The organism is Flavobacterium sp. DSR2-3-3, from assembly GCF_049896585.1.
Taxonomy (GTDB): domain Bacteria; phylum Bacteroidota; class Bacteroidia; order Flavobacteriales; family Flavobacteriaceae; genus Flavobacterium.
This window is the reverse complement of record NZ_JAFCUP010000004.1, coordinates 20016-35166: the sequence shown is the minus strand read 5'-3', so window position 1 is coordinate 35166 and position 15151 is coordinate 20016. Positions and strand designations below refer to the sequence as shown.

General features: G+C 35.0%; 16 protein-coding genes. 9 read left to right on the top strand and 7 right to left on the bottom strand.

Annotated features, from left to right (window positions below; translation table 11 throughout):
* Nucleotides 1–33: 33 nt before the first annotated feature.
* The gene (locus ACP7AQ_RS06570; protein ID WP_426094881.1) at nucleotides 34–786 is read right to left on the bottom strand and encodes a pirin family protein; all 753 of its coding nucleotides are present in this window, start codon (nucleotides 784–786) and stop codon (nucleotides 34–36) included.
* A 90-nt stretch (nucleotides 787–876) separates the two neighbouring features.
* The gene (locus ACP7AQ_RS06565) at nucleotides 877–1458 is read right to left on the bottom strand and encodes a Crp/Fnr family transcriptional regulator (RefSeq protein WP_426094880.1); all 582 of its coding nucleotides are present in this window, start codon (nucleotides 1456–1458) and stop codon (nucleotides 877–879) included.
* A 150-nt stretch (nucleotides 1459–1608) separates the two neighbouring features.
* Here ACP7AQ_RS06565 and udk point away from each other — a divergent pair, with 150 nt between their 5' ends.
* The 7 genes from udk (at nucleotide 1609) to ACP7AQ_RS06530 (ending at nucleotide 7704) form a co-directional block, all read left to right on the top strand.
* Nucleotides 1609–2217, top strand: a complete 609-nt coding sequence (udk, locus tag ACP7AQ_RS06560) for a uridine kinase (protein WP_091204063.1) — start codon at nucleotides 1609–1611, stop codon at nucleotides 2215–2217.
* A gap of 138 nt (nucleotides 2218–2355) precedes the next feature.
* A complete protein-coding gene (locus tag ACP7AQ_RS06555) occupies nucleotides 2356–2682 on the top strand; it encodes an FtsB family cell division protein (RefSeq protein ID WP_426094879.1) in 327 nt (108 codons plus the stop codon).
* Nucleotides 2683–2726: 44 nt separating this feature from the next.
* Complete coding sequence (locus tag ACP7AQ_RS06550) at nucleotides 2727–4091, top strand: methylmalonyl-CoA mutase subunit beta (protein WP_426094878.1); 1365 nt, start codon at nucleotides 2727–2729, stop codon at nucleotides 4089–4091.
* 72 nt (nucleotides 4092–4163) lie between these two features.
* Nucleotides 4164–4397, top strand: a complete 234-nt coding sequence (locus ACP7AQ_RS06545; protein ID WP_426094877.1) for a hypothetical protein — start codon at nucleotides 4164–4166, stop codon at nucleotides 4395–4397.
* Nucleotides 4384–4542, top strand: a complete 159-nt coding sequence (locus ACP7AQ_RS06540; protein WP_426064378.1) for a hypothetical protein — start codon at nucleotides 4384–4386, stop codon at nucleotides 4540–4542. Before ACP7AQ_RS06545 ends, ACP7AQ_RS06540 begins: the two co-directional genes overlap by 14 nt.
* 174 nt (nucleotides 4543–4716) lie before the next feature.
* A complete protein-coding gene (scpA, locus tag ACP7AQ_RS06535) occupies nucleotides 4717–6855 on the top strand; it encodes a methylmalonyl-CoA mutase (RefSeq protein WP_426094876.1) in 2139 nt (712 codons plus the stop codon).
* 330 nt (nucleotides 6856–7185) lie between these two features.
* A complete protein-coding gene (locus ACP7AQ_RS06530) occupies nucleotides 7186–7704 on the top strand; it encodes a hypothetical protein (protein WP_426094875.1) in 519 nt (172 codons plus the stop codon).
* Nucleotides 7705–7775: 71 nt separating this feature from the next.
* Here the strand turns inward: ACP7AQ_RS06530 and ACP7AQ_RS06525 are convergent, their stop codons facing one another.
* The 5 genes from ACP7AQ_RS06525 to dapF all read right to left on the bottom strand — a co-directional run bounded on the left by ACP7AQ_RS06525 (nucleotide 7776) and on the right by dapF (nucleotide 11931).
* Complete coding sequence (locus ACP7AQ_RS06525; protein WP_426064381.1) at nucleotides 7776–8417, bottom strand: peptidoglycan-binding protein LysM; 642 nt, start codon at nucleotides 8415–8417, stop codon at nucleotides 7776–7778.
* Nucleotides 8418–8514: 97 nt separating this feature from the next.
* Nucleotides 8515–9429, bottom strand: coding sequence for a DUF2279 domain-containing protein (locus tag ACP7AQ_RS06520; protein WP_426094874.1), 915 nt, complete (start codon nucleotides 9427–9429; stop codon nucleotides 8515–8517).
* A 2-nt stretch (nucleotides 9430–9431) separates the two neighbouring features.
* A complete protein-coding gene (mltG, locus tag ACP7AQ_RS06515; RefSeq protein WP_426064383.1) occupies nucleotides 9432–10472 on the bottom strand; it encodes an endolytic transglycosylase MltG in 1041 nt (346 codons plus the stop codon).
* 89 nt (nucleotides 10473–10561) lie between these two features.
* Nucleotides 10562–11095, bottom strand: coding sequence for a GNAT family N-acetyltransferase (locus ACP7AQ_RS06510; protein ID WP_426091515.1), 534 nt, complete (start codon nucleotides 11093–11095; stop codon nucleotides 10562–10564).
* 32 nt (nucleotides 11096–11127) lie between these two features.
* Nucleotides 11128–11931 (bottom strand): diaminopimelate epimerase, encoded by an 804-nt coding sequence (dapF, locus tag ACP7AQ_RS06505; RefSeq protein WP_426094873.1) that lies wholly within the window; start codon nucleotides 11929–11931, stop codon nucleotides 11128–11130.
* 137 nt (nucleotides 11932–12068) lie between these two features.
* Between dapF and ACP7AQ_RS06500 the strand changes: the two genes are divergently transcribed.
* Together ACP7AQ_RS06500 and ACP7AQ_RS06495 are read left to right on the top strand one after the other, a co-directional pair.
* Nucleotides 12069–13469, top strand: a complete 1401-nt coding sequence (locus ACP7AQ_RS06500) for a trypsin-like peptidase domain-containing protein (RefSeq protein ID WP_426094872.1) — start codon at nucleotides 12069–12071, stop codon at nucleotides 13467–13469.
* Between the two features lie 158 nt (nucleotides 13470–13627).
* The gene (locus tag ACP7AQ_RS06495; protein WP_426064387.1) at nucleotides 13628–15076 is read left to right on the top strand and encodes a glyceraldehyde-3-phosphate dehydrogenase; all 1449 of its coding nucleotides are present in this window, start codon (nucleotides 13628–13630) and stop codon (nucleotides 15074–15076) included.
* Nucleotides 15077–15151 lie beyond the last annotated feature (75 nt).

Here is a 15151-nt window from a genome sequence, read left to right as displayed (position 1 = left end):
TTTACTGAAATTGAAATTGCCATTGAACTTAGCTTAAATACTCATCGGTATTTCCATCAATAAGATTTCGGCATCGGCTGAATTAGCAATGATTTCAATCAAATTGGTATCCCAAATTCCTAAACCGTCACGTTCATTCAAAGCGATGTTTCCTATCGTGAAATCTCCTTTTAAGACAAAAGCATAAACTCCATTTCCCGGTTTTTTTAACTCATATGAAGCAGAAAAATCGTTGTCAAACTTTCCAATATGAAACCAAGCATCTTGATGAATCCAAACCCCTTTGTCCTCTGGATTTGGCGATAAAATTTGCTGCAATTTATTGTGACGATCCTTCAAGTCCAAAGTAACTTGGTCATACCGAGGCGCTACATTTTTTTTATTTGGATAAATCCAAATCTGCAAAAACTTAACCAACTGATCTTTGTTCTTGTTATATTCGCTGTGAAAAATTCCGGTACCGGCGCTCATCGCTTGAATATCCCCTTCTTTAATTATGGTAGTATTTCCCATACTGTCTTGGTGTTCTAAATCACCTTCAAGGGGAATGGAAATAATTTCCATATTGTCATGCGGATGTTTTCCAAAACCCATTCCTTGACTAACTCTGTCATCATTAAGAACGCGCAATACTCCAAAATTCATTCGCTCTCGGTTCTGATAATTCGCAAAACTAAATGTGTGATACGATTCTAACCAACCGTGATTAGCATGACCGCGCGTATTTGCTTTGTGCAAAACATGATGTGTGATTGTCTCTTCTGAAATTTTATCTGTTTTTTCCATTGTCATGATCTTTAATAGTTTTATGCAAAGTTGCGTCAAAATAAAAGCAATGGCATTGAACTAGGACAAGAAATGAAAAATAACAAGAATTTAAAGTTTAGCGATTTTTGTCCTTACTTTACTTAAAAATTCGGCTGAAATACCGAGATAAGAAGCAATATAATGCTGGGCAACGCGCTGTGAAAGTGTGGGATAATGTTCGATAAACTCTAAATATTTCTCCGCAGCCGTTTTAGAAATAGTATTAAATAAACGGTCTTGTGTAACAGCCAAGCTCCGTTGCATCAGGATTCGGAAAGCGCGTTCAAACTTTGGTGCTTTACTGAATAATTCCTCTTTTGTTTCCGGACTAAACATAAAAAATTCACAATCTTCTAATGTTTCGATATATACTCGACTTGGTTTATCTTCGTAATTACTAAAAGAAATATCGCTAATCCATGCATTTTCAATCGCGAATTGTAGTATAACTTCAAAACCATTGGCATCAATATAATATTTCCGCACACAACCCTTAATAACAAAAGCTTCAAAATTGCACATCTCGTCCTCCTGAAGCATAATCGTTTTTTTTGGAACGGCTTTGTATTGCAATAATGAATCAAAAATTTCTAATTCATTTGCGTCAAAAATGACATAGCGGCTAATATTTTTATTAATTTGGGAATACAATGTTTTAAAATTTAGAAAATAAAGATAGAAAAAATGTTAAATAAAAACCACTAAATAAATATATTAAATTAGCAATATTTCTTAAAAAAAGAAAAACTGCTCCCGATTAAATTCCTATTTTTGTTCCGATAAAAACATAACAAAAAAATTATGCTCATTATAGGAATTGCAGGCGGTACTGGAAGCGGAAAAACAACCGTCGTACATCAGATTATGAACGAATTACCGCAAACCGAAGTTGGTATTATTTCTCAAGACTCTTATTACAAAGAAAACCACGGACTTTCATTCGATGAAAGAGCATTAATTAATTTTGACCATCCACGTGCCATTGATTTCGAATTATTAGTGGCTCATCTCAAGGAATTAAAAGAAGGAAATAACATTCACCAACCTGTATATTCGTTTGTAACGCACAACAGAACGGACGATACCGTTTTTACACATCCTCGAAAAGTGATGATTGTAGAGGGGATTTTAATATTAGCAAATCCAGAATTAAGAGAGCTATTTGATGTAAAAATATACGTTCACGCCGATTCTGATGAGCGATTAATCCGACGGATGAAACGTGATATTACCGAACGTGGTAGAGACATGAATGAAGTAATCAACAGGTACCAAACCACTTTAAAACCAATGCACGAACAGTTCATCGAACCAACCAAAGCATTTGCTGACATCATTATACCAAACGACAAATACAACACCGTAGCCATTGATGTGGTTCGCGCAGTAATAAATCAAAAAATTCTGTAATTTAGTTATAATTTTAGTGGAATAATTATTAGGAGCTATTTCCCGCTTTCCGTTGCAATCTTTTAGTAGATGAATCTTCCTTCGTCATCATCACCTACTAAAAGGATTTCCACTGTAATCGGGGCTAAAAAAGATAAAATGACAAATCCGTATAAAGACAAATCTTGGTTTAAATTCTTGAGTAACAAATACGTTTGGGTCTTATTGTTTTTTTGCGTTTGGATGATTTTTTTGGATAATTATTCCTACTTCGGTCATCGTATTTTGGATCAACAAATCGAAGATTTAGAGGATAATACGACCTATTACAAAGAAGAAATAAAAAAAGATCAGCAGAACATCAAGCAATTAAAAAATTCAGAACAAATAGAAAAATACGCCCGCGAAAAATACTATATGAAAAAAGATAGTGAAGATATTTATATCATTGAATTCGAAGGTGACACGATTGAAAAAAATGATTAATTAAAATATTAATTATTTAAAACCACAATTTAAGCAACCAAAAAATGACAACAAATCTTTTCGATGATTTCAATCCCATTTCCTCCAAACAATGGAAACAAAAAATTCAGTTTGAACTCAATGGAGCGGATTATAATGAATCCTTAGTTTGGAATTCTCCCGAAGACATTCAGGTAAAACCTTTTTATCACAAAGATGAGTTTACTAAAGTTTTTCCTGTTTTCACTAAAGCGACTGAATTTAAAATTTGTCAAAATATATTTGTCTATGATATTCAAAAATCAATAGAAAGGGCGTTGGACACATTGAATCGTGGTGCAGAAAGCCTTAGGTTTACAATAGAAAACGAATCAATTGATATTACTAATTTTTTGGAGCAATTACCTTTAGAAAAAATTACCGTATATTTTAATCTTGGATTTATTTCAATCGATTTCGTTAAAAAAATAGATGCTTTTGCAAAGAAAAATAATACCACCATTTTCTGTAATCTGGACCCAATTGGGCAATTAGCTAAAGATGGAAACTGGTTTACAACCAAAGAAAAAAGCAATTTTGACACGCTGAATATACTTTCGTCATCTACAACAGCTGTTTCTTTAATTAGTATTAATTCCGCCTTGTATCAAAATGCCGGAGCCAACATGGTGCAGCAAATCGCCTATAGTTTAGGACAAGCCAATGAATATTTCAATAGAATTGAAACTATTAATAAACCCATTGTTTTTGAAGTTGCCGTTGGGACAAATTACTTTTTTGAAATTGCAAAACTGCGTGCGTTACGATTACTTTTTAATCTGATTGCGAAGGAATATGACCACAAACCTGATTGCAATATCATTGTTTCACCTACTAAACGAAACAAAACATTATACGATTATAATGTAAACATGTTGCGAACCACAACTGAATGTATGAGTGCAATTATTGGCGGAGCGGATGCTATTGCCAATTTACCATACGATGCATTGTACCACAAAGACAATGAATTTGGTGACCGAATCGCGAGAAATCAATTGTTGATTCTAAAGAATGAAAGTTACTTTGACAAAGTAAACAATCCGGCTGACGGCAGTTATTATGTAGAAAATCTTACCAATCAATTAGCTGAAAAATCATTGGCTTTATTCAAAGATATAGAGCTGAATGGCGGTTTCTTAAAACAACTTAACGATGGAATTATAAAGAGGAAAATTCAGGAAAGTGCAGATACGGCTCAGCAATTATTTGATTCTGGGAAAGAAATTTTATTGGGAACAAACAAACATCCCAACAAACAGGATAGGATGAAACACGATTTAGAACTGTTCCCTTTTGTAAAAGTTAAACCAAGAAAAACATTGATTACACCAATAATAGAAAAACGTCTGGCAGAAAAAATAGAACAAGAGCGATTAGATCTTGAATAGTCAGCCCAACGCTGTTATTTGATGTATTACCATTGCAAAAGAGTATATTTACTTTACTAAAAAAACAAAATAATGGAAGCCATAAGACAAATCGTTAAGGTAAAAAATCACAAAATAAGCATCACACTTCCGGATAATTTTAATGCTGATGAAGTTGAAGTGATTATTCTTCCAAAGTCGAATAATGTAGAAATCCCTCAATGGCAAATGGACCAAGTTAGAGAAAGAACTGAGAAATATCTTAAGAATCCTTCTTCAGCTCAAGATATTGATGATTTTCTAAAAGATATTGATGGTGAGTTATAGGACTGTAATTGTAGAGGAAGCTAAACTTGATTTCAAAACAGCTTTGGATTGGTACAAAAGCATTCAACCTAAATTGGGCGATAAGTTCTCCAATTCTTTCAAGGAAAGTTTAAAAATAATTAAATCAAATCCGCTACTTTTTTAAATAAGATATGACAAGACCAGAGTGGCTTTAATTGAAAATTTCCCATACTTAATTCATTTCAACAGCTGCGATAACATAATTGTCATTAAAGCTATTTTTCATACTTCAAGAAATACTGAAATATGGATTGAAAGTAATTAAAATTTCAATAACTATAATCTTTGTACTAAACAAATGAAAAGAAAAGATTTACAACATATACAATTAGAAAATACAACGCTGAACGTGAAGAATGAAAATTCTTCAACTGATGCATTTCTTACCGCCGAGGGAATCGAACTAAAACAAATGTATTCGGAACAAGATATTGAAAACCTTACTCATCTTGATTTTGGAGCTGGATTTGCCCCGAATTTACGCGGACCTTATGCAACAATGTACGTTCGCCGACCTTGGACAGTGAGACAGTACGCCGGATTTTCAACCGCCGAAGAAAGCAATGCTTTTTACAGACGAAATCTGGCTGCGGGTCAAAAAGGACTTTCCATAGCTTTTGATTTACCTACGCACCGCGGTTATGATTCCGATCATGAACGTGTTGTAGGTGATGTTGGAAAAGCAGGAGTTGCGATTGATTCCGTAGAAGATATGAAAGTATTGTTTGACCAAATTCCGCTAGACGAAATGTCCGTTTCCATGACGATGAATGGTGCTGTTTTGCCTATTATGGCTTTCTACATTGTTGCCGCCGAAGAACAAGGCGTAAAACCCGAATTACTTTCCGGTACGATACAAAATGACATTTTAAAAGAGTTCATGGTGCGTAACACGTATATTTATCCACCAACTCCTTCGATGAAAATCATTGCTGATATTTTTGAATTTACCAGCAAAAAAATGCCGAAATTCAACTCGATTTCAATTTCAGGATATCATATGCAGGAAGCCGGTGCCACTGCTGATATTGAATTAGCATACACCTTGGCCGATGGATTGGAATACATTAGAACAGGACTTGCCACAGGAATGAAAATTGACGAGTTCGCTCCTCGCCTTTCTTTCTTTTGGGCTATTGGAATGAATCATTTTATGGAAATTGCCAAAATGCGCGCCGGAAGAATGATCTGGGCAAAACTGGTGAAACAATTTGAACCAAAAGACGATAAATCATTAGCCTTGCGAACCCATTGTCAGACTTCGGGTTGGAGTTTAACAGAGCAAGATCCATTCAACAATGTGGCCCGAACCTGCATTGAAGCAGCCGCAGCAGCTTTTGGAGGAACACAATCTTTACACACCAATGCATTGGATGAAGCCATAGCTTTACCAACGGATTTCTCTGCAAGAATTGCCAGGAACACACAACTTTATTTACAGGAAGAAACTAAAATAACCAAAACCGTTGATCCATGGGCTGGCAGTTATTATGTCGAAAGCCTGACAAATGAAATTGCCGAAAATGCTTGGAAACTTATCGAAGAAGTAGAAGAACTAGGCGGAATGACCAAAGCCATTGAATCTGGAATTCCAAAACTTAGAATAGAGGAAGCGGCAGCCAGAAAACAAGCCAGAATAGATAGCGGTCAGGATATTATCGTAGGTGTAAATCAATATCGATTAGAAAAAGAAGATCCTCTACAAATTTTGGATGTGGATAACCAAATGGTCCGCAAGCAACAATTGGAACAATTAGACCGAATAAAAGCAACCAGAAATACTGAAAAAGTGCAGGATTCGCTGAAAAAATTAATCCTTTGTGCGCAAACCGGTGAAGGGAATTTACTGGAAATAGCCGTTGAAGCCGCCAGAAATCGAACTACGTTAGGAGAAATCAGTGATGCGCTTGAAACGGTTTTTGGAAGATACAAAGCACAAATTAAATCCTTTAGCGGTGTGTATAGTAAAGAAATAAAAGACGACAAAAGTTTTGAGAAAGCAAAGCAATTAGCAGATGAATTCGCAAAAAAAGAAGGACGCCGCCCTCGAATTATGATTGCAAAAATGGGACAGGACGGACACGATCGTGGTGCCAAAGTAGTCGCTACCGGTTATGCTGACGTCGGTTTTGATGTTGATATTGGTCCACTTTTTCAAACACCAGCCGAAGCGGCTAAGCAAGCTGTAGAAAATGACGTTCATATCTTGGGAGTTTCCTCATTGGCGGCAGGACACAAAACGCTGGTACCACAAGTGATTGAAGAACTAAAAAATTACGGTCGGCAAGATATCATGGTGGTTGTTGGCGGAGTTATCCCTGCACAAGATTATCAGTTTTTATTTGATGCTGGTGCAGTTGCTGTTTTTGGACCCGGCACAAAAATCAGCGAGGCGGCTATTAAAATATTAGAAATTTTAATGGGAAGTTTCGAATAAAAACTATAGCTAAAAATTTCATTACTTATAAAGCATCAATCGAAAAGTTGGTGCTTTTTTTCATGGTAACATATTAAAAATAAGGTGTTTAATTCCTATTAAAAAAAATCGTAATGAGATATTTTTATTAACACTGGATATAGAATTCATTAACAGCCAAGCCTTTAAAAAATAGGTAAATTTACATAGGCTGATGTTAATTAATCCATTAAAATACTGATATTCAATTTATTAAAACATTTAAAAAAAGTGTAAGTAAAAAACGAGCCTGGGTATTCATTAGTGTATTACAAGTGCAATAACTCAATAATTAATTTAAAACTAAATATTATGAAATCACTTATTATCATCTTCATTTTAACCATTACTATCGCAACGAATGGTCAAGTAACCGAGAAAGGAAAAATCAAAATTGAAGAACTGCCCGGAGTTGTAATTAAAAGAGTTGGAACTGATTTTTCTGTATATATTCCTGACAATAATCCTGATCAAAGGGTAAAAATGGTGGAAGACCAATTTATTGCTTTTGATCTGGGAAAAGGTGCTGAAGGTTTTGAAGAATACCTTGTAGTAATGGAAGCAAAAAACGGCTCTTTGACTGCTACCTATAATGAAAACGGAAAATTGGTGCGTGTAGTAGAAAATTTTAAAAACGTTCGACTTCCAAGTGAAGTTATCTACTCCATTTACAGAACATATCCTGGTTGGTCTATTGTAAATGATAGTTTTCTTTATACTCAGGAAGATGGAGACGTAATCAACAAACAATATAACATTAAAATTAAAAAAGATAAGGAAGTCGTTAAACTATTAGTTCGTCCTAATGGGGAAATCCTAAAAGCAAAATAATCTAATTGAAAGTAACAAAAAATAGGCTGTCAACATTTTGACAGCCTATTTTTTATCATAGAAAAAAGTGATTACACTTTTTTTACTTTTGCATTAATATCGGCAATAATGAACGAAGTGTCATAACCTCCAAACATTTTTATATAACTTCGTATTGAGCTTCCGTAAGCATCCCTGAAATTGCGTTTGCCTTTGTGTTTAAAATATTTTTTTACAGATCCTGCACCTCCTAAATGTGCAGCAGCTAAAATGCCGGATTCCGTAATTTGGATACCATTTAATATAGTACCTTCATATTTTTCAATTTCTGTTTTCAATTCCCATTTATTTTTTGCTAAAAGCGCCAAAAAAGCTTTTTCTTGAAGTTCAGGACTATTTAAAAAAGCGGAGCGATTGTATAAGCCAACTGATTTTAATGTTTCTATACCAAACTGGTATTTACCCATGTAACCCAAAGAATTGATTTTTTTATATTTATTTTCAGACTCTCTATATCCGATTGCTTCTTTGAAGCCGATAAAGAAATTTCCGGTGTAAGGGATATTTAAATTGGTGTATTCTTCTTGTTCTTGTGATGGATATAAGTAGTGTGTTCCATCTTCTTCATTGATGAGAAACCATGGGTTGGTTTCTAAATTAAAAGGTCTAAAACCTGAGCTCAAAAAAACTGTAATTACAGTTAGACTTGTATAAAAATACCATTTCTTAATCATAAATTGCTTTTCTTCAAAACGCTGTCCCGTTATGAAATTTCTACGTGCAAAGATACAATAAAAATAATTATACTGATAATCAGGTAGTTAAACTTTTCTAAAAATAGATGAAGTGGTATTTTACATCGTTAAAACGAACAAACTCAATTGTCGGTGCAGGGATTTTAACCGTGTTAAGAACAGAAAAAACGGTCTTTAAAAAATGAGAATTTGTTTTTATTTTTGTTAAATCGACATCCAAACTAAGGTAAAATTGTCTGAATCTTTCTGGATTTGTAGTCGATAAGGCAACGCTGTAATCTCTGTTTCCGGTCAGCATTCCTTCCGCTCCATATCCTAAAGCTAAATTCAGCCATTTTGGTATTTTAGAACCTTTAGCAAAAGAATGTAAATTGACCGAAAGCCAATAGGTTTGTCCATTGTAATCTTTTAAAATTTGCTCCGAGAAGGAACTACCTAGAACTTCTGGTCTAAAATTGGCATACTTTGTTGTATGAAAAGAGAATTTCGGCGTTATACGTTGTTCGTTCCAAATTAATTCCTGAGAAACATATAATGCTGTACCAGAAGCATTAGCAATTATATCGCCAGAAGAAGCACCCCATTCAGAAGAATATCCATCTAAAACCTCAACTGCGGTCAGAAATGCAAAGCCTAAACCCGCTCCATATAATAATTGATTTTTTTTATTGGCGCCGCTCCAGTGCAACATTTCAGCACCAAATCGGCCTAGCTGATACGACGAAAATACATGACCGGCTTTATCCATTTGAAGCCACTCTGCGTTATCATTTAAAAAATGAAAATCAGATTTGGAATAATTGGCGTACCAAAGTTGGTTTAAGCCTACCAAAGTTCCCGTGGCCAAAACAGCTTCCGAAATGACAACGGTATTTTGCCTTTTCTTATTTAAAGAATCGGATGGTTTAAAGAAATTATCCTCACGGTTTTGTGAAAAACCAATTTGAAATCCAATGAACAATAAAAATATCAGGAGTGCTTTAAATTTCAAAACTATCTTTTCACACCTTGACTGTTGATCCAATCCGAATATTTTTTGGCGTTTTTATTGTGTTCTGGTAAAGTAGCAGCAAACTCATGGTATCCAAAACGCTCTACACTTGCGCAGAAATAAATGAAGTTATTTTTCTCAGGGTCCAAAACTGCTTCTAACGCTGTGATGTCAGGCATAGCAATAGGTCCAGGAGGCAGACCAACATTCATATATGTATTATAAGGATGTGACATTGTCAGATCATTGTAAAAAACTCTTTTGATTACCTGATTAAAATCATTCGATTTCTTTTTCATCGCAAATATTACGGTTGGATCAGCCTGCAATGGCATTCCAGCTCTTAAACGATTCAAATAAACGCCTGCAATCCTTGGTCTTTCATCTTTTTTTACGGATTCTTTATGAACGATTGAAGCCAAAATAGTCGCTTCAATTGGAGTTAATCCTTGTTTTTGAGCTTTGGCGACTCTTTCCTTATTCCAAAAATTACGGTATTCCTTAATCATTTTATCCCGGAACTTTTCAGCTGTTGTGTTCCAATAAATCTCATACGTATTCGGAATAAACATTACCAAAATATTCTCTTCATTGAACCCGTTTTCTTTCAAGAAAATAGAATCTTTGAACGAATTCAATAATGATAAACTGTCGGCTTCAATTTGAGAACCCACACGTCCCGCTAAATTTTCTGCACGTTCCTGATTATTGAAAGCCAATTTTACGGGCGAATTAAGTCTCAAGGTTTTTACCAATTCATAACTGTTCATTCCTTTTGTGAATAGAAAACGCCCCGGAATCACATTGTCAGAATAACCTCTTTTGTTGGCCACCATTTCAAAACGCTCCATATTATCCACATAAGGTGCAATTATCTTTTTGACATCCTCGTATTTTGAATCAGTTGGGACATAGACAAACACTTCTTTATCTTCAAATTTTGTATTGGCGGCAAAAATCTGACGTAAAATAATCAGTCCGTAAATCATTAATATTGATATTAAAACAACAGACGTAATCGTGATGATTTTTTTGATATTCATATATGGTATTGTTTTTTCCCGGAATCATGATATGACCATTCTTCCTATTTACTTGATTTTAAAATGATATTGGTTCAAAATTAAAAAATTTAAAATTTAGTATTGACTAATTGAAAAATTGCTTCGTCTTTATAAATTCCGTTCACAAAGGTCCAGTCTTTCTTTACGCCTATCATTTCGAATCCAAATTTAGTAAAAAGTGCTATACTAGCTTCATTTTCGGTACCAATATTTGCATATAACTGGTGTAAATTAAGATTACAAAAAGCATATTCGATTAATAACCCCAATGCTTCTGAACCAATATTCTGTTTTCGGTTTTCGTTGTCTTGGATAACAATACCAACTCCTGCCCTATTATTCTTTGGATCAAAATCAAATAAATCAATTAAACCCAAGGCCGGAAAATCCTGATCCTGACAAATAGCCAATCGCAATTGCTTGGCTTCATAAATATCCTGATGGGCATTTTCCAAATATTGTTTGACTAAAAACCGGCTGTACGGCGTATGCGTATTACTGACTTCCCAAATGCTCTGATCGTTTTCTATGGCATATACAAACTCCAAATCATTGGGTTCTAATGCACGAATATAGATGTTGTCGCCTTTTAATGTTTTCATTTAGGTATTTGGTTCTTGGTTTTGGGTTTTAGTTAAATCTCAATCGTTCCTTTAAATACAAATTCCGCTGGTCCTTTCAAGAAGACATTAGTAAACTGTTCTTCTTTTTTATCAAAAGAAACGACTAATTTTCCGCCTTCAACATTCAAATCAATTTCCGAAGCATTCGTTTTTCCTAAAACATTCATCGCAATTGCAACTGCCGTCGCTCCTGTTCCGCAAGAAAGTGTTTCATCTTCTACGCCTCTTTCATATGTTCGTAACGAAAAAGTGGTGTCGTCAATTTGTTTGACAAAATTGATGTTACTTCCTGTTTTCCCATACAAATCTCCGTATCGGATCGCGGCTCCATTTTCCCTGATATTGTAATTTTCTAAATCGTCTACCAATTGCACATGATGCGGCGAACCCGTATTTAGAAAAACATAATCTGAACTTACTTTTACCTGATCAACATCAATCATTTGAAGTGAAACCAATCCGTCATCCCCAATTGTTGCGTGGTGCAAACCATCTGTTGCTATGAAAGTAGTTTCATTCTCGATTATGTTCAGCTTTTTGGCGAAAGCCACTAAACATCTGCCACCGTTACCACACATGGAACTTTGGTTTCCATCAGAGTTGTAATAGACCATTTTGAAATCTGTAGTCATTGCGAGATTTGGAGCAATCATATCATTTTCCAATAAAATAAGACCATCGCCACCTATTCCAAAACGTCTGTCACATAAATTTGCAATGAGTTGTGTATTTTCTTTTGGGAAAAATTCCGAACGGTTATCAACCATTACAAAATCATTTCCTGTTCCTTGGTATTTATAAAATTCTAGTTGCATTTTAATTTGTATTGATTCCAACAAAAGTACGAACTATTAATGAAATGTTAATCACTGTTAAAGAGCGTTAAACTGTATTTTAACAAAGCAATTTAGCTTTATTTTTACGAATAAATATCTTTAAAAACGATTTTAATATGAAAAAATTTTCAACTTTATTTTTAGTTTCGTTGTTGAGCGGAGCCATGACTCTTGGAGCTTACAAATTATTATTTGACACCAATGGATATTTTTCTAATGACAAAATTTCAGCAGTTACCATGGCATCGAATTCTTATGGCAAGAAAGTCGGATTATCCGCAGATGTGATTGATTTTACTGAGGCTGCAGAAAAAACCATCCATACGGTTGTTCACGTAAAAAACGTTTCGCGACGAACAATAACGAATCCCATGTTAGAATATTTCTATGGTTATAAAGGCGGACAGTCGCAAGAACAGGTTGGGACGGGCTCTGGAGTAATTATTTCGGAAGATGGGTATATCGTAACCAACAATCACGTAATCAAAGGTGCATCTGAAATTGAAATCACCTTGAACAACAAAAAATCATATCAGGCAAAACTTATTGGAACCGATTCAAAAATGGATATTGCCTTATTAAAAATTGATTCGGAGGAGAAATTACCCTATACCATTTTTGCCAATTCTGATGCGGTGAAAGTCGGCGAATGGGTTTTGGCAGTCGGAAATCCGTATAATTTAACGTCCACGGTAACCGCCGGAATCGTTTCGGCGAAAGCCAGAGATTTAGACACCAGCGGAATCCAATCTTTCATACAAACGGATGCTGCAGTAAATCCAGGAAACAGTGGTGGCGCCTTAGTGAACACGCGTGGTGAACTGGTAGGAATCAACACTATGATTTCCTCCATGACAGGTTCTTACGTAGGTTATTCCTTTGCGGTTCCTTCTAATATTGCCCGAAAGATTATTGAGGATCTTATGGAATTTGGGAATGTGCAACGTGGAATTCTGGGGGTTGAAGGTGGCGAATTAAACGGAACTGCCTCTAAAGAATTAGGGATTTCTCAAACGCAGGGATTCTACATTAATAAAGTAACAAAAAATTCCGGCGCTGAAAAATCAGGACTCAACAAAGGCGACATCATTATTAAATTAGACGAACTGAATGTCGCTACTTTTGCTGATCTTTCTGGATACATCAACACAAAAAGACCCAATGATAAAGTGCAGGTGACATACATCAGAGAAGGAAAAACGAAAAGCATTCCTGTAATTCTGAGCAAAAATGAATTTTTTAGTACGGAATTCAAAGGCATTGAATTAGAAAACATTGAGGCAGCTGACAAAAAGAAATTCAAAATTGATTATGGCGTGCGAATTAAATCCATCAACAGCCAAAATTTGAAACAATACGAAGACGAGTTGATAGGAAATATTATTTTGAGCATTGACAATATCAAAGCTACTGATGTGGAAACGGTATCTAAACTTTTAAATAAAAAAGAGGAAAGCCAAACGGTACGTATTGAAATGATTAATAAAAACGGTGAAGTACTGCGCGTGATTCTCTAACGCAATACTTTTTTCAAAAACCAAAGCCATCTTAAAAAATTAAGATGGCTTTTTATTTTGCAAATAATTTACAAAATAGCTTACGAAATCGATTGAAATGGGTATTTTTGCGCCAAATTTTAAAAAATACATTAATTTATTTTCATTAAATTTTTAACATGGACACCACAACTTTATACGAAAAAGAAGTTTCTTTTCAAGCCGACAGGAGACGTGCGGGAGTAAAACTGATTAAAATCATCAGCGATTTATGGTACGATAAAAGCATTGAAATGGTCTTATTTCGCAATCAATTAATTGACCGAAATGTCAGTGACATCATCAATCTGCATGAATATGCCGGAGAATTTGTGGGCAAACCCATTTCTATCTTTGATTCTGTTAAAATTGCAAAAGCTATTTTAGAATTGAATTTACCTCCTGCAAAATTAGACATTGGAAAACTTACGTATGAATACCATTTAGAAGATGAAAAATATCCTGACGCAAAGTATTTTGTAATTGACAAATTAAAGAACGCAAAAAACTCAGAGGAAATTCATCCAAAAGATGTTGTACTGTATGGTTTTGGGAGAATTGGTCGATTGCTTGCCAGAGAGTTAATGTCAAAAACTGGAAAAGGAAGTCAATTGCGATTACGAGCAATTGTAACACGTGATAAAAATGATGCTACCACATTAGAAAAAAGAGCTTCCTTATTACGCTATGATTCTATTCATGGTGATTTTCAAGGATCTGTAACGGCTGATCCTGAAAATAATGCTTTGATTATCAACGGAACCACCGTACATGTCATTACTGCAAATGCGCCTGAGGAAATTGATTATACGCATTATGGAATTGACAATGCATTGGTTATTGACAACACGGGTGCTTTCACCACACATGAAGCTTTGAGCAGACATTTAGTATCTAAAGGTGCTGATAAAGTATTGCTTACCGCTCCAGGAAAAGGAGTGCCAAATATTGTTCATGGCGTAAACCAAAATGAATATAATCCGGATGAAATCAACATTTTTTCGGCGGCATCCTGTACTACCAATGCAATAACGCCAATCCTGAAAGTTGTTGAAAATACATTGGGAGTTGTCAAAGGACATTTAGAAACCATTCATGCGTATACAAACGACCAGAATCTTGTGGATAATATGCACAAAAAATACCGTCGTGGAAGAGCTGCAGCATTGAATATGGTGATTACCGAAACGGGGGCCGGAAGTGCTGTTGCAAAAGCATTACCCTCATTGGAAGGAAAATTAACCTCAAATGCGATTAGGGTTCCGGTTCCTAACGGTTCATTGGTAGTTTTGAATCTGGAAGTTTCAAAAACAACTTCGGTTAAAGAGATCAATGCCATCATGAAGAAATATGCATTGGAAGGGGAATTGGTTGAGCAAATAAAATATTCCATGAATAACGAGTTGGTTTCTTCGGATATTGTAGGAACATCAGCTCCTGCCATTTACGACAGTAATGCCACAATCGTTTCAAAAGACGGAAAAAACATCGTGTTGTACATTTGGTATGATAACGAATACGGATACAGCCACCAAGTAATCCGATTAGCAAAATACATTGCCAAAGTAAGACGTTTTACGTATTACTAGCCTGCCGTTTACAGGTTGTGGATTGCAGTTGTAATTTTTTTATTTTTAGTTTTTAGTCTCATTAGTTTTAAATTT

Coding starts and splice junctions, on each gene's coding strand:
- ACP7AQ_RS06570 (WP_426094881.1), bottom strand. CDS start 786: ATGGAAAAAACAGATAAAATTTCAGAAGAGACAATCACACATCATGTT.
- udk (WP_091204063.1), top strand. CDS start 1,609: ATGCTCATTATAGGAATTGCAGGCGGTACTGGAAGCGGAAAAACAACC.
- ACP7AQ_RS06555 (WP_426094879.1), top strand. CDS start 2,356: ATGACAAATCCGTATAAAGACAAATCTTGGTTTAAATTCTTGAGTAAC.
- ACP7AQ_RS06550 (WP_426094878.1), top strand. CDS start 2,727: ATGACAACAAATCTTTTCGATGATTTCAATCCCATTTCCTCCAAACAA.
- ACP7AQ_RS06545 (WP_426094877.1), top strand. CDS start 4,164: ATGGAAGCCATAAGACAAATCGTTAAGGTAAAAAATCACAAAATAAGC.
- ACP7AQ_RS06540 (WP_426064378.1), top strand. CDS start 4,384: ATGGTGAGTTATAGGACTGTAATTGTAGAGGAAGCTAAACTTGATTTC.
- scpA (WP_426094876.1), top strand. CDS start 4,717: ATGAAAAGAAAAGATTTACAACATATACAATTAGAAAATACAACGCTG.
- ACP7AQ_RS06530 (WP_426094875.1), top strand. CDS start 7,186: ATGAAATCACTTATTATCATCTTCATTTTAACCATTACTATCGCAACG.
- ACP7AQ_RS06525 (WP_426064381.1), bottom strand. CDS start 8,417: ATGATTAAGAAATGGTATTTTTATACAAGTCTAACTGTAATTACAGTT.
- mltG (WP_426064383.1), bottom strand. CDS start 10,472: ATGAATATCAAAAAAATCATCACGATTACGTCTGTTGTTTTAATATCA.
- ACP7AQ_RS06510 (WP_426091515.1), bottom strand. CDS start 11,095: ATGAAAACATTAAAAGGCGACAACATCTATATTCGTGCATTAGAACCC.
- dapF (WP_426094873.1), bottom strand. CDS start 11,931: ATGCAACTAGAATTTTATAAATACCAAGGAACAGGAAATGATTTTGTA.
- ACP7AQ_RS06500 (WP_426094872.1), top strand. CDS start 12,069: ATGAAAAAATTTTCAACTTTATTTTTAGTTTCGTTGTTGAGCGGAGCC.
- ACP7AQ_RS06495 (WP_426064387.1), top strand. CDS start 13,628: ATGGACACCACAACTTTATACGAAAAAGAAGTTTCTTTTCAAGCCGAC.